The organism is Actinoplanes palleronii (assembly GCF_016862315.1).
GTDB lineage: Bacteria > Actinomycetota > Actinomycetes > Mycobacteriales > Micromonosporaceae > Actinoplanes > Actinoplanes palleronii.
Window position 1 is genome coordinate 25,979 of record NZ_BOMS01000106.1, and the last position, 25,097, is coordinate 51,075.

General features: G+C 70.6%; 25 protein-coding genes. 15 read left to right on the plus strand and 10 right to left on the minus strand.

The features are described 5' to 3' along the window. Positions 1–22: 22 nt before the first annotated feature. Positions 23–1,513, minus strand: coding sequence for an IMP dehydrogenase (locus tag Apa02nite_RS33020; RefSeq protein WP_203828528.1), 1,491 nt, complete (start codon positions 1,511–1,513; stop codon positions 23–25). Between the two features lie 322 nt (positions 1,514–1,835). Between Apa02nite_RS33020 and Apa02nite_RS33025 the strand changes: the two genes are divergently transcribed. From Apa02nite_RS33025 to Apa02nite_RS33045, 5 genes are all read left to right on the plus strand, one after another. Further along, positions 1,836–2,753, plus strand: a complete 918-nt coding sequence (locus Apa02nite_RS33025) for an ABC transporter ATP-binding protein (protein ID WP_203828529.1) — start codon at positions 1,836–1,838, stop codon at positions 2,751–2,753. After that, entirely contained in the window at positions 2,750–3,535 is a 786-nt protein-coding gene (locus Apa02nite_RS33030) for an ABC transporter permease (protein ID WP_203828530.1), read from the plus strand. The genes Apa02nite_RS33025 and Apa02nite_RS33030 overlap by 4 nt, the downstream gene beginning before the upstream one ends. 138 nt (positions 3,536–3,673) lie before the next feature. After that, positions 3,674–4,531 (plus strand): MEDS and STAS domain-containing protein, encoded by an 858-nt coding sequence (locus Apa02nite_RS33035; RefSeq protein ID WP_203828531.1) that lies wholly within the window; start codon positions 3,674–3,676, stop codon positions 4,529–4,531. Beyond that, positions 4,528–4,947: an ATP-binding protein gene (locus tag Apa02nite_RS33040; protein WP_203828532.1), complete on the plus strand. Its 420-nt coding sequence runs from the start codon at positions 4,528–4,530 to the stop codon at positions 4,945–4,947. The genes Apa02nite_RS33035 and Apa02nite_RS33040 overlap by 4 nt, the downstream gene beginning before the upstream one ends. A gap of 80 nt (positions 4,948–5,027) precedes the next feature. Beyond that, on the plus strand, positions 5,028–5,243 hold the full coding sequence (locus Apa02nite_RS33045) for a hypothetical protein (RefSeq protein ID WP_067697395.1): 216 nt from the start codon (positions 5,028–5,030) through the stop codon (positions 5,241–5,243). Between the two features lie 7 nt (positions 5,244–5,250). Here Apa02nite_RS33045 and Apa02nite_RS33050 read toward each other — a convergent pair whose 3' ends face one another. Beyond that, positions 5,251–6,327: a DUF3616 domain-containing protein gene (locus tag Apa02nite_RS33050; RefSeq protein ID WP_239164732.1), complete on the minus strand. Its 1,077-nt coding sequence runs from the start codon at positions 6,325–6,327 to the stop codon at positions 5,251–5,253. Between the two features lie 49 nt (positions 6,328–6,376). Between Apa02nite_RS33050 and Apa02nite_RS33055 the strand changes: the two genes are divergently transcribed. Further along, positions 6,377–6,832: a GNAT family N-acetyltransferase gene (locus Apa02nite_RS33055; protein WP_203828533.1), complete on the plus strand. Its 456-nt coding sequence runs from the start codon at positions 6,377–6,379 to the stop codon at positions 6,830–6,832. A gap of 184 nt (positions 6,833–7,016) precedes the next feature. Here Apa02nite_RS33055 and Apa02nite_RS33060 read toward each other — a convergent pair whose 3' ends face one another. Both Apa02nite_RS33060 and Apa02nite_RS33065 read right to left on the minus strand, forming a co-directional pair. Beyond that, a complete protein-coding gene (locus Apa02nite_RS33060; protein ID WP_203828534.1) occupies positions 7,017–7,901 on the minus strand; it encodes a hypothetical protein in 885 nt (294 codons plus the stop codon). Positions 7,902–7,964: 63 nt separating this feature from the next. Further along, on the minus strand, positions 7,965–9,080 hold the full coding sequence (locus Apa02nite_RS33065; protein WP_203828535.1) for a DUF4236 domain-containing protein: 1,116 nt from the start codon (positions 9,078–9,080) through the stop codon (positions 7,965–7,967). Between the two features lie 192 nt (positions 9,081–9,272). Here Apa02nite_RS33065 and Apa02nite_RS33070 point away from each other — a divergent pair, with 192 nt between their 5' ends. Continuing rightward, on the plus strand, positions 9,273–10,022 hold the full coding sequence (locus Apa02nite_RS33070) for an excalibur calcium-binding domain-containing protein (protein ID WP_203828536.1): 750 nt from the start codon (positions 9,273–9,275) through the stop codon (positions 10,020–10,022). A gap of 217 nt (positions 10,023–10,239) precedes the next feature. On the opposite strand, the gene Apa02nite_RS33075 is transcribed toward Apa02nite_RS33070, so the two are convergent. Beyond that, entirely contained in the window at positions 10,240–11,760 is a 1,521-nt protein-coding gene (locus tag Apa02nite_RS33075) for a GMC family oxidoreductase (protein ID WP_239164733.1), read from the minus strand. 132 nt (positions 11,761–11,892) lie between these two features. Between Apa02nite_RS33075 and mftA the strand changes: the two genes are divergently transcribed. The 6 genes from mftA to mftF are packed head-to-tail and all read left to right on the plus strand — an operon-like array spanning position 11,893 to position 16,946. Continuing rightward, positions 11,893–12,021, plus strand: coding sequence for a mycofactocin precursor MftA (gene mftA, locus Apa02nite_RS33080; protein ID WP_203828538.1), 129 nt, complete (start codon positions 11,893–11,895; stop codon positions 12,019–12,021). Positions 12,022–12,031: 10 nt separating this feature from the next. Next, positions 12,032–12,328, plus strand: coding sequence for a mycofactocin biosynthesis chaperone MftB (gene mftB / locus Apa02nite_RS33085; protein ID WP_203828539.1), 297 nt, complete (start codon positions 12,032–12,034; stop codon positions 12,326–12,328). Beyond that, a complete protein-coding gene (gene mftC, locus Apa02nite_RS33090) occupies positions 12,318–13,547 on the plus strand; it encodes a mycofactocin radical SAM maturase (protein ID WP_203828540.1) in 1,230 nt (409 codons plus the stop codon). The genes mftB and mftC overlap by 11 nt, the downstream gene beginning before the upstream one ends. Beyond that, entirely contained in the window at positions 13,547–14,728 is a 1,182-nt protein-coding gene (gene mftD / locus Apa02nite_RS33095; RefSeq protein ID WP_203828541.1) for a pre-mycofactocin synthase MftD, read from the plus strand. Before mftC ends, mftD (Apa02nite_RS33095) begins: the two co-directional genes overlap by 1 nt. Beyond that, a complete protein-coding gene (gene mftE / locus Apa02nite_RS33100) occupies positions 14,728–15,444 on the plus strand; it encodes a mycofactocin biosynthesis peptidyl-dipeptidase MftE (RefSeq protein WP_239164734.1) in 717 nt (238 codons plus the stop codon). Before mftD (Apa02nite_RS33095) ends, mftE begins: the two co-directional genes overlap by 1 nt. Beyond that, positions 15,441–16,946, plus strand: coding sequence for a mycofactocin biosynthesis glycosyltransferase MftF (mftF, locus tag Apa02nite_RS33105; RefSeq protein ID WP_203828543.1), 1,506 nt, complete (start codon positions 15,441–15,443; stop codon positions 16,944–16,946). Before mftE ends, mftF begins: the two co-directional genes overlap by 4 nt. Here the strand turns inward: mftF and mftR are convergent. From mftR to Apa02nite_RS33125, 4 genes are all read right to left on the minus strand, one after another. Then, complete coding sequence (gene mftR / locus Apa02nite_RS33110) at positions 16,838–17,467, minus strand: mycofactocin system transcriptional regulator MftR (RefSeq protein ID WP_203828544.1); 630 nt, start codon at positions 17,465–17,467, stop codon at positions 16,838–16,840. The genes mftF and mftR overlap by 109 nt on opposite strands. 90 nt (positions 17,468–17,557) lie before the next feature. Next, a complete protein-coding gene (mftD, locus tag Apa02nite_RS33115; protein ID WP_203828545.1) occupies positions 17,558–18,736 on the minus strand; it encodes a pre-mycofactocin synthase MftD in 1,179 nt (392 codons plus the stop codon). A gap of 160 nt (positions 18,737–18,896) precedes the next feature. Then, positions 18,897–19,754 carry a mycofactocin-coupled SDR family oxidoreductase gene (locus Apa02nite_RS33120; RefSeq protein ID WP_203828546.1) on the minus strand — a complete coding sequence of 286 codons (858 nt, stop codon included), beginning with the start codon at positions 19,752–19,754 and terminating at the stop codon, positions 18,897–18,899. 40 nt (positions 19,755–19,794) lie between these two features. Then, positions 19,795–21,330 carry an aldehyde dehydrogenase gene (locus tag Apa02nite_RS33125; RefSeq protein ID WP_203828547.1) on the minus strand — a complete coding sequence of 512 codons (1,536 nt, stop codon included), beginning with the start codon at positions 21,328–21,330 and terminating at the stop codon, positions 19,795–19,797. A 326-nt stretch (positions 21,331–21,656) separates the two neighbouring features. On the opposite strand from Apa02nite_RS33125, the gene Apa02nite_RS33130 reads away from it, so the two are divergent. Beyond that, positions 21,657–23,132: an MFS transporter gene (locus tag Apa02nite_RS33130; RefSeq protein WP_203828548.1), complete on the plus strand. Its 1,476-nt coding sequence runs from the start codon at positions 21,657–21,659 to the stop codon at positions 23,130–23,132. Positions 23,133–23,163: 31 nt separating this feature from the next. Here the strand turns inward: Apa02nite_RS33130 and Apa02nite_RS33135 are convergent, their stop codons facing one another. Then, a complete protein-coding gene (locus Apa02nite_RS33135; protein ID WP_203828549.1) occupies positions 23,164–23,808 on the minus strand; it encodes a TetR/AcrR family transcriptional regulator in 645 nt (214 codons plus the stop codon). A 118-nt stretch (positions 23,809–23,926) separates the two neighbouring features. Between Apa02nite_RS33135 and Apa02nite_RS33140 the strand changes: the two genes are divergently transcribed. Next, positions 23,927–25,096, plus strand: a complete 1,170-nt coding sequence (locus Apa02nite_RS33140) for a cytochrome P450 (protein ID WP_203828550.1) — start codon at positions 23,927–23,929, stop codon at positions 25,094–25,096. Position 25,097 lies beyond the last annotated feature (1 nt).

Genomic DNA, 25,097 nt, shown 5'->3' on the forward strand with positions numbered 1-25,097 from the left:
CACTACCGATACGAGTCGGACCTCAGACCACGGTGGGGCGGTCGTTGCGGTCGACCTCTTCGGAGTTCTGGACGAACGTCTGCTGGGACACCTGGATCAGCGTCGCCGACTCGTGGAACTGCCGCAGGTTGACCGACCCACAGCTGATCATCGTGGAGCGGATCTTGGCGAGGGTGACCTTGACGTTGTCGTAGAGGCTGCCCGCGTACGGCACGTACCCGTCGACGCCCTCCTCGAAGGCCAGCTCCTTGCCCTGGCCGTAGCGCGCCGCGTTGCGGGCCCGCGCGCTGCCCTCGCCCCAGTACTCCTTCACGATCTGGCCGCCGAGCTTCACCTGCGGCGCCGGGCTCTCGCTGAACCGGGCGAAGTACCGCCCGAGCATCAGGAAATCCGCGCCGAACGCGAACGCGATCGCCATGTGCGAGTCGTGGATGATCCCGCCGTCCGAGCAGAGCGGCACGTACATCCCGGTCTGCTCGGCGTAGCGGTCGCGCTCGGTGACGATCTCGGTGAGCGCGGAGGCCTGGCCGCGGCCGATGCCCTTCTGGTCGCGGGTGATGCAGATCGACCCGCCGCCGATGCCGACCTTGACGAAGTCCGCACCGGCGTCGGCCAGGTAGCGGAAGCCCCGGGCGTCGACGACGTTGCCGGCGCCGATCCGGACCGTGTCGCCGTACTCCTTGCGGACGTACTCGATGACGTCCTTCTGCCAGACCGAGTAGCCGTCCGAGGAGTCCAGGCACAGGATGTCGGCGCCCGCCTCGACCAGGGCCGGGATCCGCTCCCGGTAGTCGTGGGTGTTGACGCCGGCGCCGACCCGGAACTGCTTGGCGTCGTCGACGGACTCGTTGCTGAACTGCTGGTGCAGCTCGTAGTCGCGGCGCTGGACCAGCGCGGTGACCCGGCCGTCGTCGCCGACCAGCGGCAGCACGTCCTGGCGGGAGTCCCACAGCAGCGAGTTCGCCGTGGTCAGCGACATCCCCGGGGTGCCGGTGGCCAACTCGGCGACCGGGCGCATCCGCGACTCGACGGTGTCGCCGGCCTGGTGGCGGTGGAAGTTGAAGTCCTGCGCGGTGATCAGCCCGAGGAACGCACCCGACGGGCTGCCGTCGTCGGTGACGATCACCACGGCCCGGTCGTGCTCGCGCAGCAGCCGGTCGGCCTCCTCGAGCGTCGCCGACGGCTTGATGTTGACGTCGTTGTACCGGAACCCGGCCTTGTGCTTCTTGACCGCGGCGACCATCGCGGCCTGCTCGGCGACCGGCTGGTTCTGGTGGATGAACGAGATCCCGCCGACCTGCGCGAGCGCTATCGCCAGCTGCGGCGACGAGACCGCGCCCATGATCGCACTGGTCAGCGGGGTGGCGATCCGGATCGGCGAGCGCTCCCCGACCGGATGCCGGACCAGCGGCGCGGACAGGTCGACCTTGTCCGGCGTGCAGCCTTCGTCGGTGAGGTTGGGCAGGAGCAGGTACTCACCGAAGGTGCGGGAGATCTCGGGCAGGATCCGCACTGCTGCACTCCTTGACGGTCGATATGCAGGGTTTACGGTCTTTGGGAACCGATCGGATAACGTTACCAGCAGTCACCACCGCGCCCGAGCACCGTCCACTCAGAAGGCGACATGCCGCTCTTCCGGGTAGCCGGAGTGACACCACCGCGTGCCGGCCGCCCGCAGCACCACGCTCCGGTTGCGGTCGGCAGTAGGCGGCCGCCGGAATTACCGCAGCTGTAGTAGTGCGACGGCCCACGCCTGGACGAGGCGGCCGGGCTGCCCGGACACGCACGATGGATTCCGGAAGCCGGTCCACCCGGCACGTCAGGAGGGACCGCCGATGATCGAGGTCAAGCAGGTCAGCAAGCGTTACGGCGAGAAGACCGTGGTCGACCAGCTCACGTTCACCGCGCAGCCCGGTCAGGTGACCGGGTTCCTCGGGCCGAACGGCGCCGGCAAGTCCACCACCATGCGGATGATCGTCGGGCTGGACACGCCCACCTCCGGTGAAGTGCTGGTCAACGGCCGCCGGTACGCCGAGCACACCGCGCCGTTGCAGGAGATCGGCGTGCTGCTCGACGCCAAGGCCGTGCACCCGGGCCGGACCGCCGGCAACCACCTGCTCACCCTGGCCCGCACGCACGGCATCCCCCGCCGGCGGGTCGACGAGGTGATCGAGCTGGCCGGGCTGACCAAGGTGGCCGGCAAACGGGTCGGCAACTTCTCGCTCGGCATGGGCCAGCGGCTCGGCATCGCCGCCGCGCTGCTCGGCGACCCCGGCGTGGTGATGCTCGACGAACCGGTCAACGGCCTCGACCCCGAAGGTGTCCTCTGGGTCCGGCACCTGCTGGCCCGGCTCGCCGCCGAGGGCCGCACCGTGGTGCTGTCCTCACACCTGATGAGCGAGACCTCGCTGATCGCCGACCACCTCGTCGTGATCGGCCGCGGCAAGCTGCTCGCCGACACCAGCGTGGAAAGCCTGGTCGCCCAGGCCGCCGGCGGCGGGGTGACGGTCGGTACGACGGCCACCGCCCTGCTCGGCGGGCTGCTGGCCGGCCCCGGCGTCACGATCACCCGGGTCGCCGAGGAGGAACTGCTGGTCGCCGGGCTCGAACCACGCCAGATCGGGGTGGTCGCGGCCGAGCACGGCATCCCGCTCTTCGAACTCACCCCGCGGACCGTGTCGCTCGAAGAGGCGTTCATGGACCTGACCAGGGAATCCGTCGAATACGTCAGCCAGTTGGAGCTTGCCCGATGACTACCGCCTTTGCCCCGGCCCGGCCCGCTTATCGACTGACCGCGCGCGGCGTGCTCGCCGGGGAGTGGACCAAGTTCTCGACGCTGCGCTCCACCTGGATCACCACCGGGGTCTCCGCGGTGCTGGTGATCGCTTTCGGACTGATCGCGGCGATGGTCGGCCGCGCAGGGATGGGTTCGGACGCGGTCAGCCTGGCGCTGTCCGGCACCACGCTCGCCGCGCTCGCCGTCGGGGTGCTCGGCGTGCTGCTGTCGGCCGGCGAGTACAGCACCGGGATGATCCGGGCCACGCTGACCGCCGTGCCGGCCCGCACCCCGGTGCTCTGGTCCAAGGCGCTGATCGCCGGGGGCATCACCTTCGGGGTGATGACGGTCGCCGCGGTGCTCGCGTTCACGATCGGCAGCCCGCTGCTGGACAGCGGGGTGGCCGCGCTCGGGATCGGTGACGCCGGGGTGCTGCGTGCCCTGGTCGGGGCGGGGCTGTATCTCGGCCTGGTCGCGGTGCTCGGTGTCGCGCTCGGCACGCTGCTGCGCTCCAGCGCCGGGAGCATCGCGGTGCTCGCCGGGGGCCTGCTGATCCTGCCCGGGTTGATGATGCTGCTGCCCGGGTCGCTCGCCGAGACGGTGTCGCCGTATCTGCCGAGCAACGCGGGGAGCGCGGTGATGGCGCTGCACACCTCGGACGGCTCGCTCGGGCCGTGGTCGGGGCTGGCGGTCTTCACCGCGTACGTGATAGCTGCTCTTGTCGCCGCCGCCTACCGCTTGAAAAAAGCGGACGCCTGACCACCGGAAATTCCTCGATCGCCGCCGGACGCCGCACGTCCGGCGGCGATCGTCGGCGAGGTCGTGGCCCGCGTTCCGGGCGATGCACTAACTTGGTGGCGGTCGTGCCGAGGGTGGGAGAGTGCATTGAGCGATGCCGTGACAGTGGATGCGATCGAGGACGGTGACCACGTCTGCCTGACGTACTCCGATCCCGACGAGCGTCTCGACCTCATCGCCGACTTCGTGGCCGCCGGGCTGGACCGGGGTCACAAAGTGCTCTGCTTCACCGACTCGATCTCGCCGGAGAAGCTGACCGAGGAACTCTCCTGGCGGGGCCTCGCCGTCGCCCGGGCCACCGCGACCGGGCAGCTGGCGATCGCCGAGGGCGGGCGGCTGTGGTTCGCCAACGGCAGCACCAGCACCAGCGCCACCGACACCCTCGACACGCTGACCGCGGAGATCGCCCTGGCCCGCGAGCAGGGCTACGACGGCCTGCGGGTCACCGCGGACATGTGGTGGGCCACCCAGCCGGTCGCCGCGGTGCAGGAGCTGCTCGCGTTCGAATCCCGGGCCGCGGATCTGAGCACCGATGGCCGGTTGACCGCGATCTGCCAGTACGACCGGGACGGCTTCGACCCGGTCACGCTGGCGTTCGCGGCCGAGGCGCACGCCAAGACGGTCGCCGCGGTCGCCTACCACGACGACGCGCTGCTGCGGATCTGCCGCCAGCACCGCCCGCCGGGCATCCGGATCGCCGGCGAGCTGGACTACACCCGCCTCGAACCGCTGCAGCAGGCGCTCTCCGAAGCGTTGCGCCTGGACGACGACATCCACGTCAACCTGGGAAAACTCCGGTTCATCGACATCACCACGGCCACCGTGATCGCCAAGGCGGCGCTGAGCCTGCCCACCGACCGCCACATGATCATCTCGTGCGGCGGGAGCGTGACCGAGACGTTGCGGCTGGTCGGCGCGGATGAAGCGGGCCAACTTCGGGTACAGCCCGCGCGATGACAACCGAGCGAGGCGCTGACGAGAGTGAATCGCCGCAGAAAACCTCTCTGCTCCAGGAGTTCGACAGCCACAGTCTCTACGCGGTGCGTTCCGCGGTGGCCGCGCACGCCGTCGCGCTCGGGCTGCCCGAGGAGCGGCTCAGCACGCTGCTGCTGATCGCCACCGAGCTGGCCACGAACGCGTTCCGGCACGGCGGGGGCTCCGGCCGGTTGCGGCTCTGGCGTACCGAAGGAAGTGTGTTTTTGCAGGTCAGCGACGACGGACCGGGACTCGCCCGGCCGCAGGAAGCCGGTCGGCGGCCGGCGCCGCTGTCGTCGCCGGGCGGGCGCGGCCTGTGGATCGTGCGGCAGATCGCCGACCACCTGGACATCACCACCGAGCCCGGCACCACCATCACCGCCGGCCTCGACGTCTAGGTTTCCGCGGAACCGGCCGCCGGGTTCCGGTCCGCCGCCTACGCTCGGCACAACGGCGGAACCGGCCTGAGGAGGCGACGATGCGCCAGGCCGTGTGGCTCGTCTTCGGTCTGATCCTGCTCGCGCTCGGCGCTCAGGGTGTGATCCGGCTCGTCGTCAACCAGGACGCCGGTGCACTGCGCTGGCTGCCCGGCGGCTACTTCGTGCAGCTGGGCGCGTATGTCGCCGCCGCGCTGATCGGCCTGCGGGTGGCCAAGCACAACCGGGTGCGCCCCGACCCGCACAAACACCCCTGATCTACGTTCACCGGCCCGGCAGCAGCAGCACGTCGGCGATCACCGTGCCGTCCTCGGTCAGCCGCGCGGCCGCCGGGCTGTCATAGACAACGAGGACCCGGTCGTCGCCGAGCATGCTCATCCCCTCGGCGTGATCGTCGCCCTCGCCGAAGGTCAGCTCCAGCTCCCGGCTGATCAGCTTGTCGCGCACGATCGACGGCATCTCGGTGCGCGCCGCCCCGTGCCAGCGGTAGATCCGCACCGGTCCGTCGAGCGCCATGGTCGGCCCGGCCAGCACGAGCAGATCGTCACCGTCCGGACAGAGGTCCCGCACGCCGAGGCCGTTCAGATCAAGAACATGCTTACGGTACGGCCGCCCGTCCTCGAACGGCCGCAACCGCAGCCGGGCCGGCTCGTCCTCGGTCACGTAGGGACGCACCTCCAGCACGAACGCCCACCCGCGCAGCACCGGCCCGCGCAGTCCCAGGTAGACCCGGTCGTCACGCACCGCGATGCCCTCGATGTCCAGCCCGTTGTCCTTGCCGGGGATCGGCAGGAACCGCGCCAGATGCTCGTCGTCGCGCAGCAGCCGGCGCAGGTCGTCCTTCCCGCTCAAGGCCGCGGCCTGGTGCCGCACCCCATCAACAACCTTTTCCGGTACGGGCGTGGGCACCCCGTCGACGTCCGCGATCGGCAGCCGTACCAGGATCTGCCGGTTGTCCTGCCCCTCGGTGCGCGCGAGCCGCTTGAGGGCCTTCGGCCCGTCGTGATGGCTGCGGATCTGCTTGCGGCGCAGACTGTGCGACCCGACCGCCCAGAGGAAGTGCCCGCTGCGGGCCAGCCCCTCCACGTCGGCTTCCTCGTCGGCGTCCGCACCGGGCAGGTCGACCAGGTCACCGAGCCGGAACCGCGCCTCGTCCCCGAACTCGGCCGGCCGCTCCGGGTTGTCGGCGGTGAGGCGTTCGATGGTCGCGGTCTCGTCCCCGGCGATCCACAACACCGGCCCGTCGAGGCGTACCGCGGAGAGGTTGGTGTGGGTGGCCGCGGCCTGCGAGTCCTCGGAGAACCGCAGTCGCACGGTGTAGTCGACGGTCATGGTCGTCATCGTCGCACCGCCGGGCCAGCGGTGGGCTCGGCTCGCTAGTTTGTCGGTCATGACAGACGTGCGGCTGGAGCCGATGACCGAGGATCAGTACCAGCCCTGGCGCGCCGAGGCCGAAGTCCACTACGCGGACAGTCTCGTCGGGTCGGGCCAGTCCGCCGAGGCCGCGGCCAGCACCGCCGCCGACACCTACGCGCAGCTGCTGCCGTCGGAGCAGGCCACCCCCGGCCACCACTTCTGGTACGCCTACGACGGCGAGCGCCGCGTCGGTTTCCTCTGGGTCAAGGTCACCCGCGAGACCGCGTTCGTCTACAACGTCGCCGTGGAACAGGACGTCCGCCGGCAGGGTTACGGCCGCGCCATCATGCTGGCCGCCGAAAGCTGGTGCCACGCCAACGGCCTGACCAGAATCGGTCTGCACGTGTTCGCGCACAATGCGGGCGCGCGCGCCTTGTATGAGCAGCTCGGCTTCCACGAGACCGGCCGCAACCTGGCGAAGGAGCTCTGACCGTCACGGCTCACCAGGTTCGGTTGTTGCTACGGGCGAATACCTTCCGTGCTGAGCAATGGAAGGTCAGCGCGATACCAGGTGCTGCAGATTATGACGTGCAGGTCCGGCCCGCGGCAGGTCGATCTGGCGGCGGGCAGTTCCAAGCCGTCTGGTAGCACCAGTCGCTGTGGTGAGCCGGTCGTCACCACGCCATCCGGGTTGATCTGAAGCCGCTGATCAGGTCGTACTCGGGGCCCGGCCCGCTGAGGAGTGCCCCGGTGCGGCCATCGATGAGAAGCCGCTGGGCACTTCGGTACGGTGACTGACCATGGTCGGCGGCGCGCTCTCCACATGCGGAGACCAGATGGAATTCGGTATAAGCACAGGTCCAGGCCGTTTCACCGGCCACGTTCACCGCGTAACAGTCAAAAATCTCCGGAACCGGCGGCACCGTATTACCCGGGTAGAGCCAGACTGGTCGCAGATCGTCGCTGAAACGGGCAAGACCGTGTGTTTGCGGACCACTGCCGCCCATCGCCTCGTCGAAATAACTGACCCAGATCTCACCGGTGGGGGTGGTCAGCACGTCTTCGATGGCATCGCCAAGATCGCCTGCATGAAGCCGGTGCCCGTCAGAACTCCAGATCTCGGCATTGTTGTCGCCTTGTCGCCTCCGTGCTTGGACCAGCAGGAGTCGGCCCTCAGGAAGCGGCTGCACGAAGTGCGGCTGTAAGCACCCGTCCAGGGCTACCGAGTCGAGGGGAACCCGGCCACCGTCGTGAATCGTCACCAGCCTGCGGTGCGAGTGGTGGCGATGATTCCACACCGCCAATACTTGGTGATCCGGGCCGACGCCCACGGCCTGTGGAGTCCGTTCCCAATCCGGATCAGTCGGTGACGGGTCCAGGAATCCCGCGCGACGCAGCGGCACCACCGGCATCTGGAGTACCTGCAAGCGCCGCTGCAGGGACTTTCCATCCCGCTCACCCCTGGTTGATGGCATGGCTGTTCCTCCGGACGAGATTCCGCGCAGTCCCCAACGATCGAAAAGCACGGTGATCGTCACGTTCGGGTTGGCCGCAGCCACGCACGCCATGATGCCGGATACACCGGCTACTGCGAGCGAAATCAGAACGGCGCCCGCAGGCTTTCAGTTGGTCAGTTCGTCCAGATCGACCGCCGCGATCAATGCGGCTATCTCGGCTTCGCCGGAAAGGTCGACAGGGTGCAATGCCTTGGTCCGCCCTTTCACGTTGAGCAGGACGTCGTCGGTGACCGCGTTGAGGATCGCCGCCGAGTCGTCGTCCTGATGCCATTGCACCCGATCGAGACGGTCACGGTGGACCGTGGCGGCGAGCAGGCAGGACACCGCACGAGCACCGAACACCTCACGGCCGTCGTCACGCAGCACCGCCACCGTCGCGCGGGCCAGAGCGGGACTGACCGCGAATGCCTCCCGCACGGTCACGAGCACCTGACCACACACGTACCACTTGTAGTAGTCAGCGCGGGCAGTCTGGGTCAGCTTCTTGAACCTGACCGTGCTGGCGGTGATCTCGGGCATCTGCTCCGGGATGACGTCGTCCACCTGCGGGACCAGGACCACCAGGGACACCTCGGCACCATCAATGCCGACCGGCGCGGCAGCGGCCTCGTTGTCACCGAACGCTTCCGTGAGCGTGGCCAACACCACGTCCGGGTCATTCGCGCACAGCATTCGCCACTGCTCATCCAGTTCGTGCTGCCATTGCCCGCGTGTCGACTCCAGGACGGCATGCTGGCGGGCGACTTCGGTGACGGTCCACGCGGCCGCGTCCTGTTTCGCCTTCACTCGTGCGCTGCGCTGCAGAAGCCCGATCCCGGCGAGTGCCTGTTTCTCGTAGTGCCTGTAGATGCCGGCCCGGTCCGGGACCGGTGGCTCGGGCGCCACCGGGCGCTGAGCAGCCGGGAAGTCGGTCCGGTGAATCTGAAGAATGTGCTGCAACGACGCGTTCAGGGCCTGCGCGGTCAGCAGGCGCTCGTGCTGTTGCATCTGTCGTTGCTGGGCAAGCACCTGTTGCCGATGGCTGGCCGCCGCGCTTCCGGACGACGGTCGACGACCCCCGCCGGCCGCAGTGTAGAAGCTGACCGGACCGATCCCTGACGAGAACCCGGCCCGGCCGCCGCCGACATGAACCCGCGCTGCTCGCGGACCGACACTGGCACGTACGCCTCGCGACGACGCACGAATACGCACGCCCGGAGCCAATTTGATGGAGAAACCCACCCGGGCACGATAGACACACCGGCGCGATGGACTGATCCGCCGACCGGATAGCGACACCTCCCCGATCTACGAGGCGATTGCTCCGGTAGTCGGATTGCGGCGGCGTCGCTATTGGAGTGCCGAATAGTCGTTGTTCGAGGGTGCCCGATCGGCTACTTACCGCGGATCCGGACAGTCGGACATACTCCGCCCGTGACGCAGCCTCCTCAAGATCCCTGGGCGCAGTCCGGTGTCCCAGACCAATACCCGCACGGCCCGTATTCCGCGCTCCCTCCGCCCGGCATCACTCCGCCGCCGCAGCCTCACTATGGCCCGCAGGCATTCGGGCCAACCGGCTTTCCGCCGCCCTATCCGACAACCGTGCTGCCGGTTTCCCCGAGGCCGCCCTCCCGGTGGAAGCGATGGCACAAGATCAGCCTTGGCGTGATCGGCGCTCTGCTGCTGTTCTTCTGCGGGATCGCCCTCTTCGCTCCGGACTCGGAGACGCCGAAGAAGGCCGCGGATCCCGGAGCAGCCCCGGCGATCGCGCAACCGGTGACCGCCACCGCGTCGCCGTCAACCGCGGCAGCCGCACCGGTTCGCAGCAGCGTCGCACCGACATCGAAGTCGCCGGCACCGAAACCCAAGCCGGTCTCCTACACCGACTGCGACGACGTCGAGGCGGCCGGCAAGGCTCCGATCCGCAAGGGGCAGGCGGGCTTTCAGAAGAAGTTCGACCTCGACGGGGACGGTGAAGGCTGCGAGGTGAACGGCGACGACGATCCCCTCCTTCAGGACGATGAGGACCAGGACAGCGAACCTGACGAGGACGCCGGCACCGATCCGCGGTTCTCGTCCTGCGCGAAAGCCAACGCCGCAGGCTACGGCCCCTACCGCGAGGGTTCAGATCCCGAGTACGACTGGTACCAGGACCGCGACGGCGACGGCGAGGTCTGCGAGTAGCCGAAGAACATCGACATCGGGGCACCACGGACGGCGAACACGTCTACTGTGGCCCGAACACCTGCCGAACGGCGGCCCGGCAGCGACGATGCAGTCCGAGCTGACTGCCCTGTTCGGCGCGCCCGCCCAGGTGACCGACGTCGAGCCGTGCGAGCGCGTCGGCATCAGCGCCGAATTGCACCAGGTGATCGGCCGGCGCCGCATCTGAGCCGGGAGGTCAGGCCTCCTCGAGCCGGATGGCGTCGGCGATCAGTTCGCCGATCAGGACTGCGGTGGCGGCCGGGCCTCGGTGTGGTGCGTCGGGCAGCAGCGCGGTGTCGGCGATCCGCAGGCCGGTGACTCCGTGCACCCGGCCGTACTGGTCGGCGACGCCGGGGGCCGGGCCGTCGGGCGGGCCCATCGGGGCGGTGCCGCAGGTGTGCTGGGCCGTGCCGAGATGGCTCCGGATCCAGTTGTCCAGGTGCTGATCGTCGCGCAGGGTCGCGGGCGACGGCCCGAGCAGCTGACCCGGCATCGGCATGCTGGCCACGATCTCGGCGGTGACCCGCACCGCCTCGCGCAGGCGGCCGAGGCTGGCCGGCGACTGCAGGTAGCCGTAGTCGATGACGGGGACCTGGTCCGGGTCGGCCGAGCGTAGGCGCAGCGTGCCGATCGGGCTCGGCGTCTGATCGGCGACCAGGAAGGCCAGCGGGCCGCCGGGCTGCGCGGTGGCGCCGGTCAGCGTCGCCATCGGGGTCAGTGACTGCAGGACCTCCAGGTCGCCCGGGCCGCCAACGGCGGCCGCACTCGAGTTCAGGTGCAGGCAGCCGCCGAGCCAGGAGCCGTCGGGAGGTCCGAGGTCGTCGCGGGGCTGCCACTGCAGCACGAGCTGGGGATGGTCGCTGAACCGGGCGCCGACGGCGGGGGCGTCCCGGACGACCGGGATGCCCAGGCGCTCGAGGTCGGCGCGCGGTCCGATCCCGGAGAGCAACAGCAGCTGCGCGGTGGCGAAGGCGCCGGCGCTGAGCACGACCGCGCGGGCCGCGACGACGCCGTACGGGGTGACGACGCCGGTGACACGACCCCGCTCGGTGCGGATGCGGGTGGCCCGGCACCCTCCGATCACGGTCAGGTGGGGGCGGGCCCGGACGTCGGCGGACAGGTACGCCAGGCCGGTGTTGTACCGGATCCCGGAGTCGACGTTGCCGGGCACCGGGCCGAAGCCGGGGCGGCCCGGGCCGTTCTTGTCCGGCTCCCACGGGAAGCCGAGGGCCTCGGCACCGCGGCGGAACGCGGCGGCCGCGGGATGCTCCAGACTGGACCGGCGGATCGGCATCGGCCCGTCGTGGCCGTGCAGGTCGCCGGTGGGATGGTCGAGGTCCGACTCCAGGCGGCGCAGCAACGGCAGCACGCGATCGTAGGTCCAGGCCGGGTTGCCCGGCTGCGACCAGCGGGTGAAGTCCTCCGGGCGGGCGCGGATGAAGTAGCCGCCGTTGACCGTCGTGGACCCGCCGAGGATCCGGCCGCGGAGCACGTGCCAGTCCCGGCCGGGTGTCAGGGTCACCGGGTAGCTGACCGTGGCCGGGTGGCCGGGCTGCGCGCCGGGGACACCGCGCGCGTCGAGCATTTCCGGGGCGATCTCCACGGCGCCGGCTTCGAGCAGGACGACGCTCCGGCCGGGGTCCTCACTGAGCCGGGCCGCGAGGACGGCGCCGGCGGCACCTGCACCGATCACGACGACGTCAGCAGGTTCGGGCACGTCCACACTTCCATTTTGGCACCGCATGCCATTAGTCTCGAAGCCAGCCCATGGCCGGCGTGTCGCCACTAGCGTCGGGTCATCGCCACCCGGTGCGACTCCAGGGAGTCCGCCCAGGCAGAGGAGGAAATCATGGATGAGCAGAAGACTGCCGACAACCCCGCCGAGACCGTCGTCGAGCAGGTTCCGGCCGACAATCTGATCGAGGCCGACGACCTGGTCGAAGAGGTCTCGATCGACGGCATGTGCGGCGTCTACTAAGCGCTGCGCCATGCCCACCGCAACGGTTTTCGACCTGGACCGCGCCTGGGACCTGCACCCGCAGGTCTCGGTGCGGCCCGAGCCCTTCGGCGCGCTGCTCTACCACTTCGGCACCCGCAAGCTGTCCTTCCTCAAGGACCGCGGACTGCTCGCCGTCGTGCAGGCGCTCGCGACCGCACCGACCGCCCGCGCCGCCTGCCAGGACGCCGGCGTCGGCGCCGACGACATCCCCCGCTACGCCCGAGCGCTGACCGTGCTCGCCCGGTCGTCCATGCTGCTCGAAAGGAGCCCCGCCGATGACCATTGAGCTGCAAGCGCCGCCGGCCCGCACCGAACGCCTGGTAGATCTGTTCGAGTACGGTCTCGACGCCCCGATCTGCCTGACCTGGGAACTCACCTACGCCTGCAACCTGTCCTGCACGCACTGCCTGTCCAGCTCCGGCCGGCGCGACCCGCGGGAACTGAGCACCGAGCAGGCCAAGGCCGTCATCGACGAGCTGGAGGCCATGCAGGTCTTCTACGTCAACATCGGCGGTGGCGAGCCGACCGTGCGCCCGGACTTCTGGGAGCTGCTCGACTACGCCACCGAGCACCACGTCGGCGTCAAGTTCTCCACCAACGGCGTCCGGATCACTCCGCAGGTCGCCGCTCGCCTGGCCGCCAACGACTACGTCGACGTGCAGATCTCGCTCGACGGTGCGACCGCCGAGGTGAACGACGCGGTCCGGGGCCGGGGCTCCTACGACATGGCGATGCGGGCGATGGCCAACCTGGCCGAGGCCGGCATGACGAACTTCAAACTGTCGGTGGTGTGCACCCGGCACAACATCGCCCAGCTGGACGAGTTCAAGCAGATCGCCGACCGGTACGGCGCCCAGCTGCGGCTGACCCGGCTGCGCCCGTCCGGCCGCGGCGCCGACGTCTGGGACGACCTGCACCCGCTGCCGCACCAGCAGCGCGAACTCTACGACTGGCTGGTCGCCAACGGTGACCAGGTGCTGACCGGCGACTCGTTCTTCCACCTGTCGGCGTTCGGCGAGGCGCTGCCCGGGCTCAACCTGTGCGGCGCGGGCCGGGTGGTGTGCCTGATCGACCCGATCGGCGACGTGTACGCCTGCCCGTTCGCCATCCACGACGAGTTCCTGGCCGGCAACGTGCTCGGCACGGGCGGCTTCGCCGGGGTGTGGCGCCACTCGCCGCTGTTCCTGCAGCTGCGCGAGCCGCAGCAGGGTGGCGCGTGCAGCTCGTGCGCGTTCTTCGACACCTGCAAGGGCGGGTGCATGGCAGCCAAGTTCTTCACCGGGCTGCCCCTGGACGGGCCGGACCCGGAATGCGTGCAGGGCTACGGCGAGGCGTTGCTGGCCGGGGTCCGCGGTGAGGTGCCGCGCCCGTCCGGGGACCACTCGCATCGCACCGCGCCGGCGAAGCGTCCGGTGAGTGTCACCATCTCCCGGCGCGACGACCTGGCGCGCCCGCCGGTCAGCTTCTGCGAGGAGTCACCGCTGGCCGGTGCGGATCTGCGCTGATGCTGCGCAACCCGTGGTTCGAGACGGTCGCGGAGGCGCAACGGCGGGCCCGGCGGCGCCTGCCGTACGCGGTGTACGGCGCGCTGCTGGCCGGGTCGGAACGCGGCAGCACGGTCGCCGACAACGTCGCCGCGTTCGGTGAGCTGGGCTTCGCACCCCGGGTGGTCGGCCATCACCCGAAGCGGGACCTGAGCACCACCGTGCTGGGGATGCCGACCGCCATGCCGGTGCTGATCTCGCCGACCGGGGTGCAGGCCGCGCACCCGGACGGCGAGGTCGCGGTCGCCCGGGCCGCCGCCACCCGGGGCGTGATCATGGGGTTGAGCTCGTTCGCGTCCCAGCCGGTCGAAGCAGTGGTCGCGGCCAACCCGGCCACCGCGTTCCAGATCTACTGGAGCGGCGGGCGCGACACGATCGTGCAGCGGATGGAACGGGCCCGATCCGCCGGGTGCACGGCACTGATCGTCACCCTGGACTGGTCGTTCTCGCACGGCCGGGACTGGGGCAGCCCGACGATCCCGGAGCGGGTCGACCTGCGGACCATGCTGCGGATGGCACCGGACGTGCTGCCGCATCCCGGCTGGCTGTGGCGGTTCGCGCGGGCCGGGCGGCTGCCGGACCTGACCACGCCGAACATGCGCCAGCCCGGCGGTGGGGTGCCGACGTTCTTCGGCGCGTACCGGGAATGGCAGGAGTCGACGCCGCCGACCTGGGCGGACATCGCCTGGCTGGCCCGGCAGTGGGGCGGGCCGGTGCTACTCAAGGGCGTCAGCCGGGTCGACGACGCGCGGCGCGCGGTGGACGCGGGCGTCACCGCACTGTCGGTCTCCAACCACGGCGGCAACAACCTCGACACCACCCCGGCGACCATCCGGCTGCTGCCGTCGATCGCCGAGGCGGTGGGTGACCAGGTCGAGGTGCTGCTCGACGGCGGGATCCGGCGCGGCGGCGACGTGGCCAAGGCCCTCGCCCTGGGCGCGCGGGCGGTGCTGATCGGCCGGGCGTACCTATGGGGGCTGGCCGCGAACGGGCAGGCCGGCGTCGAGAACGTGCTCGACATCCTGCGCGGCGGGCTGGACTCGGCGGTCCTCGGCCTCGGGCACGCCTCGACCGACGAGTTGGGGCCGGACGACCTGGCCGTCCCCGACGGCTTCACCCGTACGCTCGGTGGAACCCGGTGATGAGCGAGCTGGCTCGCGCCGTGTGGCCCGATGTGCCGACGGCGCGTGCGTTGGTCCTGGTCCCGGTGGGTTCCACCGAGCAGCATGGCCCGCACCTCCCGCTGACGACGGACACCGTGATCGCCCGGGCCGTCGCCACCGGTGCGGCCGCGCTCCTGCCCGGTGCGCTGGTCACGCCGGCCATCGCGTTCGGCAACAGCGGGGAGCACGCGGGTTTCCCCGGGACGATCTCCATCGGGCACGAGGCGCTGCGGTTCGTGCTCATCGAGACGGTACGGTCGCTGGCGCTGTGGGCCGGGCGGGTGGTCTTCGTCAACGGTCACGGCGGCAACGTGCGCACCCTCGACGCGGCGGTCACCATGCTGCGGGCCGAGGGGCACCACGTCGCGTGGACGCCCTGCGTGTTCCCCGGCGCCGACGCGCACGCCGGCCGGGCCGAGACGTCGGTGCTGCTGCATCTGGCCCCGGACGAGGTCCGCCTGGCCGCTGCGGCCGCCGGCGACACCCGGCCGCTGGCCGACCTGCTGCCGGACCTGATCACCGGCGGCGTGCGGTCGGTCGCCCCGAACGGCGTGCTCGGCGACCCGGCCGGCGCGTCGGCGCACGAAGGCCGGCTGCTGATGGACGCGCTGGTCGACCAGACCGCCCGCCGCATCGACCGGTTCACCCCCGACACCCGCGGAAGACTGACGGCCGTGGAGGCGACATCCGCATGACCGGACCCGATCCCACCAGCACCCTGCCGCCCGGTTTCGTCGTCGTGCTCGACGAGAAGACCCGGGTCGTCGACAACGGCCGGGCCCTGCTCGGCGGGGCGCCCACCACCCACCTGCTGCGGCTGACACCGCGCGCGCGGGCACTGTTCTCCGGCCGGACGCTGCGGGTGCGTGACGCGGCGAGCGCGAAACTCGCCGACCGGCTGCTCGACCTCGCGATCGCGCATCCACTCGTCGGTGAGCTGCCGGCGCATCCCGATGCCCGGTGCACCTACGTCATCCCGGTGCACGACCGGCCCGGACCGCTCGACCGGCTGCTGGCCAGCATCGGCCCGAGCCATCAGGTGATCGTGGTGGACGACGCCTCCACCGACCGGGCCGGCATCGCCGCGGTCGCCGCCCGGCACGGCGCGCGGCTGCTCGCGCTGCCGGACAACCTCGGGCCGGCCGGTGCCCGCAACGCCGGGCTGCGGGAGGTGCGCACGCCGTTCGTGGCGTTCGTGGACTCCGACATCGTGCTGGCCGCGGACACCGTGCCGACCCTGCTCAGACACTTCACCGACCCGCGGACGGCGGTGGCGGTGCCGCGCATCACCGGGCTGCACACCGCGTCGTCACAGACCTGGATCGGGCGGTTCGAGAACGCGCGGGGCTCGCTGGATCTGGGTGCCCGGCCGGCGTCGGTGCGGCCCGGGTCGTACGTCTCCTGGGCGTCGACGGCGTGTTCGGTCGCCCGGGTGGCCGCGATCGGCGACGGGTTCGACGAGAGCATGCGGGTCGCCGAGGACGTCGACTTCGGCTGGCGGGCGGTCGCGGCCGGCTGGCGGGTCCGGTTCGAACCATCGGTCGCCGCGGCGCACGAGCACCGGGCGGCGTTCGGCGACTGGTTCGTCCGCAAGCTGCAGTACGGCACCGGCGCGCACCCGCTCGCGCTCCGCCACCCGCAGTCGGTCGCCCCGGCGATCGTGGCGCCATGGAGCGCCGCCCTGACCGTCGCGCTGCTGGCCCAGCGCCGCTGGTCGCTGCCGGTCGCGGCAGCGATCTGCGGGGTCACCGCGGTGCGGATCGCCCGCAAGCTCGACGTCGAGGGCTCGGCCGGGATCGCCGCGCGGCTCACCGCCGGTGGCGCGGTCGGCACCCTGCTGCAGACCGGCGCCCTGGTCACCCGGCACTGGTGGCCGGTCACGGTGGCGGGCTGCCTGGTCTCCCGGCGGGTGCGCCGGGCGGCCGCGGTCGCCGCCGTGGCCGACGTGGTGCTGGAGTACGCGAACAACCACACGATCGAGCTCGACCCGCCCCGCTACTGGCTCGCCCACCGGCTCGACGATGTCGCGTACGGCGCCGGGGTGTGGCTGTCCGCCCTGCGTGGCCGGTCGGTGGCCGCGCTGCTGCCTCAGCTGCGGCGTTCCGGCACGTCGAGGAAGCCGGTCGCCAGCCGGCGGAACAACGCGTCGAGCAGCGCGCTGAGGTCGGCCGTCTCCTCCTCGAGCCACAGCTCGTAGGCGGCGACGCTGGTCGCCAGCGCGAGGTGACCGAGCAGCCGCGGGATCGGGTCGGTGGCCCGCAGCCCGGTGCGCGCCGCCACGAACTCGGTGATCAGCGCCTGCCAGGAGCGGTAACGCAGGGTCGAGTCGGCGCGCAGCGCGGGCACGTGCAGCACGAGCTCCATCCGCCGACGGTGCCAGGGCACGATGTCGCCGTCGAACCGGTTGAACTCGACCACCGCGGTGCGCAGCGCGTCCATCATCGGCAGGTCGGGGGTCGCGGCCAGCAGCGCGCTCAGCCGGGTCAGCTGGGCCTCGAAGTCGCCCCAGACCAGGTCGTTCTTGGACGCGAAATACCGGAAGAACGTGCGGCGGCCGATGCCGGCCGCCGCAGCGATGTCGTCGATCGTGGTGTTGTCGAAACCCTGCCGCTCGAACAGCGCGAAGCCGAGGCGTTCGAGCTCGGCCCGGGACGCGACCCTGGGACGGCCGGTCCGGACCGGTGGTGGTTTGTCCGCGCTGGTCGCCGGCTCCGCCACGCTGTCTCCGCTCGATCGCTCCCGCTCGTCGCGGGAATCCTCCCACACGGGACTTTCCCGCCCGGGCGGCAGTGGCCTCGCCGGTGCCGCTCAGGCCTTGTCGTCGAGGGTGAACCCGGCGGGGACGATGACGTCGTCGCGGTCGAGGTCGTGCACGGACGCCTTGCCGAGACCCAGCAGGGTCTCGCTGATGCCCTGCCGCACGATCTCCAGGACGTTGGTGACGCCGCGCTGGCCACCGGCGGCCATCCCCCACAGGTAGGCGCGGCCGAGCATGACGGCCTTGGCGCCCAGGGCGAGGGCCTTGACCACGTCGCTGCCGCGGCGGATGCCACCGTCGAGCAGCACCTCGATCTGGTCGCCGACCGCGTCGACCACGGCGGGCAGGTTGCGGATGCTGGCCGGGGTGGAGTCGAGGTTGTTGCCGCCGTGGTTCGACACCGAGATCGCGGTGGCGCCGATGTCCACGGCCCGGCGCGCGTCGTCGGCCCGGGTGATGCCCTTGATCATGAAGGGGCCGCCCCACTGCTCCCGCAGCCAGGCCAGGTCCTCCCAGGTCGGCTGGGACGAGCCCATCCATTGGCCGTACGCGCCGAAGAAGGTCGGCACGGCCGCCTCGCGGGCGCCGAGGTTGGGCACGCCGAGGTCGGGCAGGTGGCCGCTGCGCAGCCAGGTCCACAGGTATCCCGGCTTGTGCACGACCTGCGGTGCGTACCGCATCATGGCCTGCAGGTTGATCCGCTCCGGGATGTACGGACTCCCCCAGTCGCGGCGGTAGCCGAACACCCAGTCCACGGTCACGATCAGGCCCTTGGCGCCGGCCGCGCGGGCCCGCTCGGCGCGGGCCAGCACCTCCTCGCGGGTGCCCACCCAGTACGACTGGAACAGCAGCTTGTCGTTCTCCTTGCCGACCTGCTCGACCGGCTTGGACGCGAACGACGACAGCGCCATGACCGTGCCCGCGTCCCGGGCGGCCCGGGCCACGGCCAGCTCGCCGTCGGGGTGCACCGCCTGCACACCGGTGGGCGAGATGAGCACCGGCATGCTCACGTCCTGGCCCATCACCGTGGTGGCCAGGCTCCGCTCGGCCGGCAGGTCGGCGATGTGCGGCCGGAAGCGCAGCTCGCTGAACGCGGCGACGTTGTCGTCCATCGTCACGCCGGCCTCGGCGCCGGCCACCAGCGCCAGATAGACCCCCTTGGGCAGGCGCTTCTTCGCCCGCCGCTGGGCCTCGGCCACCGTCTCGAACCAGTCTCGTGTGCTCGCCATCGCGTTCTCACCCTTCGTCTCACGACGACCGTACGCTATTTTGGCACCACGTGCCATAACTAGAATGAGCCATATTTAGCGGCTCTGAGCTGCGCAAACACGGAAAGCCAGTGCGACCGGAACCGGTCCGGGCACACTGGCTTTCCGCACGCATGAGGGGCTAGGCGGGGACTCCCGGGTCGGTGACCGGACCGAGCTGGCCGCCGTCGAGCTTGAGCTGCTGGCCGGTGACCCACCGCGATTCGTCGCAGGCGAAGTACAGCACCGCCTCGGAGACCTCTTCCGGCTCCAGCCACGGCACGCCCATCGGCGACTTGTCCACCAGCGCCGGCATCATGTCCTCGCTGGTCGGGCTGTCCAGGTCGGGCCGGAACGCGTGGTACATGAAGTCGTTGTCCATCATCCCGGAGTGCACGTTGGTGGGGTGCACGACGTTGACCCGGATCCGGCGGCTCGCGAAGACCCGGGACAGGTCGTGCCCGAGGCGGGCCACGTGCCGTTTCGCGTGCGCGTAGCCCAGACCGCCGGGCCCGCCCCGGTCGACCGTGCCGACCAGTAGCGCGGCCGTGGAGCCGGTCAGGATGATCGAGGCGCCGGCCCGCAGGTGCGGCTCGGCGGCGGCCACCGTGTTGAACACCCCGACCAGGTTCACGTCGACGACGTCGAGGAACGCCTTCACCGTGTCGCTGCCCATGGTCAGGATGCCGGCGTTGGCCACCACGATGTCCAACCGGCCGAACTCGGCCACCCCGGCCTCGACCGCGGCCCGCAGGTCGGCCGCCACCCGGACGTCGGCCGGCCGGGTGACGATCCGGCGGCCGAGCGCCTCGACCTGTCGTACCGTCTCCTCGAGGTCGTCCTTGCCGGCGAGCGGGTAGGGCACCGTGTCGATGGCCTCGGGCAGGTCCACGGCGATGATGTCGGCGCCCTCGCGGGCCAACCGCACCGCATGGGTACGACCTTGGCCGCGAGCGGCTCCCGTGATGAAGGCGACCTTGCCCTCAAGGCGTCCTGGCATGACTGTCTCCTGCGTTGAATAGTCGGCGGAAGCTGGCTGGTCAGAGGTGCGGGCCGTAGCCGGCCGGGAGCTCGTCGAGGATCACGCTCTTGGGCTCCAGGTACGGCAGGAGCCCCTCGCGGTTGCCCTCGCGGCCGAAGCCGGACTGCTTGAACCCGCCGACGCCCATCCGGGGGTCGCTGCGGAAACCGTTGTGCCCCACCGTGCCCGAGCGGATCCGGCGTGCCGCGTAGTAGGCGCGGTCGATGTCGTTGGTGAAGACCGAGGCGTTGAGGCCGAACACGGTCTGGTTGGCCAGCTCGATCGCGTGTTCCTCGCTGTCGGCCGGGATGACCGACAGCACCGGGCCGAAGATCTCCTCCTGGGCGATCGTGGACAGGTTGTCGACGCCGGCGAACACGGTCGGCTCGAGGTAGTAGCCGCGGTCGAAGTCCTTGGGCCGGCCGCCGCCGCTGACCAGCCGCGCCCCCTCGGCCACACCCTGCTGGATGTAGCTCTCCACCCGGTCGCGCTGGCGCTCCATGGCCAGTGGCCCGATCTGCGCGGCCGGGTCGAACGGGTCGCCGATCCGCGCGGCGCCGAAGTGGCTGCCCAGTGCCTCGGCGAACGCGTCGTGACGGTCCCGGGTGACGATCACCCGGGTCAGCGACGCGCACACCTGCCCGTTGAGGGTGCACTCGGCGGCGGCGAGTGCCTTGGCCGCCGTGTCCAGGTCGTAGTCGTCGAAGATGATCGCCGGTGACTTGCCGCCGAGTTCGAGGGTGTAGCGCGCGATCCGCTCGCCGCAGATGCCGGCGATCCGCTTGCCCACCGCACTGGAGCCGGTGAAGGCGATCTTGTCGACCCGGGGGTCGCGGACCAGCAGTTCCGACGCCTCTCGGTCCGCGGTCAGGACGTTGAGCACGCCGGCCGGCAGGCCGATCTCCTCGGCGACCTCGGCCAGCACGTACGCCTCACCGGGCGCCTCGGGCGGCGCCTTGACGACGACCGTACAGCCCGCGACCAGAGCCGGGGCGACCTTGTAGGCGATCAGCGAGGCGGGCGTGTTCCAGGCGACGATGGCGCCGACGACGCCGATCGCCTCGCGCACCACGACGCCGAAGCCGCCCTGCATCGGGGTGTGCCGCACCTCCCAGGCGAAGTCGCCGGCCAGGTCCGCGTAGAAGTCGTAGGTCGCGCCGACGCGGGCCATCGAGGCGACCGCCATCGTCTGCAGCACCCCGACCTGCCGGGTCCAGAGCAGTCCGGCGTCGTCGGCGCGGCGCCGCAGCCCCTCGGCGAGCTTGTGGACCCACTCGGCGCGCTCGGCGGGCGCCAGCAGCGACCAGCCGGTGCGGTCGAACGCGGTGCGGGCCGCGGTGATGGCCTGCGACATGTCCGCCTCGCCGGCCAGCGAGACGCGGTAGTACAGCTCCTCGGTGGCCGGGTCGACGATGCCGAAGCTCGCCGGGGTGGCCGGGGCGACCCATCGCCCGTCGATGAAGAACCGATCCGGGTGCCGCAGGGGCACCTCGGCGTCCCGGGCGGCGAACCGCTCGCGCCCCGCCGGTTGATCAGCGCTGAGTTGGCTGGACATCTGACCTCCGCTCACCGCCACCGCGGGCCGCGCCGTTGGCAGCACACCGTTCCCTTAAATGGAACGACTGTTTCATTGTAAACACGAACAGCATCCGGCGACCGCTGGTCACTGTCAAGAGACGACCTAGAACGTCGTTTCCCGTAACACGTGCTTGACAGTGATTGTTACCTCCAACACACTCGATCACGTTATAGGGATCATGCGTTCTCTATAACGGAACACTCCCTCACGGTGATTACTTCCGCTCAGAACTCCGTGGCTCACTGTGGTGCGGCGCCGCACCGGACGAGCACGGCCACCGAGGCCACACGAAAGAGGCGAAGATGCCCACTACCACCGATCCGGCGGCCGAGCCGCGCTCCTCGCGCCCGGAGGCGCTGATCATCACGATCCTGATCCTGGCCGCCGTCGTCAGCTCCTTCGAGGCGACGATGATGTACACCGCACTGCCCGGGATCATCGAGCAGTTCCACTCCACACCCAGCGCCGCCGGCTGGATCCTCACCGGGTTCCTGCTGGTCGGCGCCGCGTCGGCCGCCATCAGCGGTCGCCTCGGTGACGCCTTCGGGCGCCGCAACGTGCTGATCGTCGTCCTGCTCGCGTCAGTCGTCGGCTCGGTCGTCAGCCTGTTCGCCGACAGCCTGGCCGTGCTCGTCGTCGGCCGCTCGATCCAGGGGCTCGCCGGCGGGCTGGTCCCGCTCTGCGTGGGCATCCTGCGGGAGAACCTGCCGCGCAAGAACCTGCCGGTCGCCGTGGCCACGGTCGCCGGTGCGGCTATGTGCGGCGGCGCGGCCGGCAACATCGTGGCCGGCAACATCTACGACGCCTGGGGCTGGCACTACATCTTCGTGGTCTCCCTGGTGCTCGCCCTGGTCACGGCGGCCGGCGCGTTCCTGCTGCCGGCCGCGGTCAGCCGCACCGGCTTCGAGAAGATCGACTGGCTCGGCGGCATCCTGTTCGCACCGGGTATCGCGCTGGCCATGTACGGCATCAACCAGAGCCACGAGTGGGGCTGGGACAGCGGCAAGACCTGGGCCTTCATCGCCGGCGGCCTCGCGGTGCTGGCCGCCTGGCTGGCCTGGGAGCTCTACACCGACAACCCGCTGCTCAACGTCCGCTACTTCGCCTCGCGCAAGATCGGCCTGACCCTGCTCGTCACCATGCTGGTCTCGTTCGGCACCCTGGGCATCTCGGGCTTCCTCGGCCAGCTGGTCATGCAGATGCCGACGATCGCGCCGGTCGGGCTGGGCCTGAGCGCCGGTGTCGCCGGTGACATCTCCTTCGCCTGTTCGCTGCTCGGCTTCGCGATCGCCCCGCTGAGCGGACGCATCTCCCGGGGTGGCCGCTCCCGCAACGCGTTCCTGATCGGGGCCGCGTTCGGCCTGGCCGCCGCGATCCTGTCGGCCCTGCTGCTCGGCACGGTGGCCGGCTGGATCGTCTCGCAGCTCGTGCTGACCTGCGCGACCGGTTTCATGCTCAGCTCGCTGCCGAACCTCGTCGTCGAGGGCGTGCACAGCGAGAACACCAGTGAGGTGTCCGGTTTCTACATGGTCACCCAGAACGCCTTCGCGGCGGTGGGCACGTCGGTCGGCACGACGATCCTGTCCCGGAACCTCATCGAGGGCACGCCGTTCAGCACCCACGCCAGCTACAACCAGCTGTTCACCATCATCGCGGTCTGCGCCGTGGCGGCCTTCGTGGTGGCGCTGTTCATCCGCACCGGCTCGCTCGGCGAGTCCGCCGGCGAGCAGGACGCCGCGGCGACCGCGAAGGGCGCGCTGACGCCCCTCGCGGGCTGACCCGAACAAGCCTATCATTAAGCGATAAGGCTTAATTGTCGACGACATCGAGATTCAGGTCTCCGAGCGTGACCGCGGTTCCCGGCAACGGGCTGCCCGGTCGCGCCCGGAGACCGTCGAGCACCAGCCACAGCCAGCGCTGGTGTCGCACGCGCTCGGCGGAGCCGGCCGCCGACGGCTGCGAGCCGAGCACGAGCGACACCAGGCTCAGCACGTCGCCGGCGCCGACGTCCGCGCGGATCGCCCCCTCGCGCTGCGCGTCGCTCACCAGCCGGTCGAGGGCGGTCATCATCTCGCGGTGCACGTCGCGGGACTCCGGTGCGGCGTGCACCGCCGTCCAGGCCTGCGGAGACAGGAACGCGAGGGAGATGGTCAGCAGCAGGTTCTCCGAGCCGGTCAGCAGCCGGACGAACGCGTCCCACGCGCTCGCCGTCGCGTCGGTCGCGGCCCGCAGGTCGACCAGCACGGCCCGGAACGTGTAGGCGGCCACCGCGGCGACCAACTCGCCGCGGTCCGGGAAACGCCGGTACAGGGTGCCGACCCCGACGCCGGCCCGGCGCGCGATCGCCTCCATCGGCACGTCGAGACCGGACTCGGCGAACAGCTCCCGGGCCGTCGCGATGATCAGGTTCAGGTTTCGGCGGGCGTCCGCCCGCAACACTGGCTCAGCAACCACTTTTTTAAAATCCTGTTACGAAAAGTATGGCCGCAGGCGACATCATGTGACTAGCCTCGCAGTCATAACCGGACGATGACATTCCGTTTACAGACTAGCCCGCTCCCAGGAGTACGCCATGACGTCACCGACGATCTCGTTCACCCGTACGGACCCTTATCGGCCGCCGGCCGATCACGTGCGCCTGCAGGCCGAGGCCCCGATCAGCCGGGTGCAGCGCCCCGACGGTCGCCGGCTCTGGGTGCTCACCCGGCACGAGGACGTCCGGGCCATGCTCATGGACACCCGCTTCAGCTCGGACCGCCGCGACCCGCGGCACCCCGCGCACATGGCCCACATGGGTCCGGACTACAAGCCCGGGCTCATCGAGATGGATCCGCCGGACCACACCGCGCTGCGCCGCTCGCTGATCGGCGAGTTCACCGTGTCGCGCCTGGGCGCCTGGCGGCCGCGGATCCAGGAGATGGTCGACGAGAGCATCGACGCGCTGCTCGCCGGCCCCGCCCCGGTCGACCTGGTCGAGGCGCTCTCGCTGCCGATCCCGTCGATGGTGATCTCCGAGCTGCTCGGGGTGCCGTACGCGGACCACGACTTCTTCCAGGAGAACAGCGCCAACTTCTCCCGCATCGACACCACCCCGGAGCAGAAGGGCGCCGCCGTCGCCAACCTGCGCGGCTACATCGCCGACCTCGTCCAGCAGAAGGTCAAGCAGCCGGGCGACGACCTGCTCAGCCGCCAGCTCGCCGCCGGCGTCTCGCCCGAGGACCTGGGACCGATCGGCTTCCTGCTGCTGATCGCCGGGCACGAGACGACCGCCAACATGATCTCGCTGTCCATCGCCACCCTGCTGGACAAGCGCGAGAAGCTCGAGGCCGTGCGCGACGACCCGGCCATCACCGTCGGCGCGGTCGAAGAGCTGCTGCGCTACTTCACCATCGCCGAGGTCGGCCACCAGCGCCTGGCCCTGGCCGACATCGAGATCGGCGGCGTCCTGATCAAGGAGGGTGAGACGGTGTTCGGCCTGGCCAACACGGCCAACCGGGACGCCTCGGTCTTCCCCGAGCCGGACGAGCTGGACTTCACCCGGCTGGCCCGCAATCACCTCGCCTTCGGCTTCGGCCCGCACCAGTGCCTCGGGCAGAACCTGGCCCGCCTGGAACTGGAGGTGGTGCTGGCGACCGTGCTACGGCGCATCCCGACCCTGCGCCTGGCGGTCCCGTTCGACGAGATCCCGTTCAAGGAGAACGGCCCGAACTACGGCGTCAACGAGCTGAAGGTGGCGTGGTGAG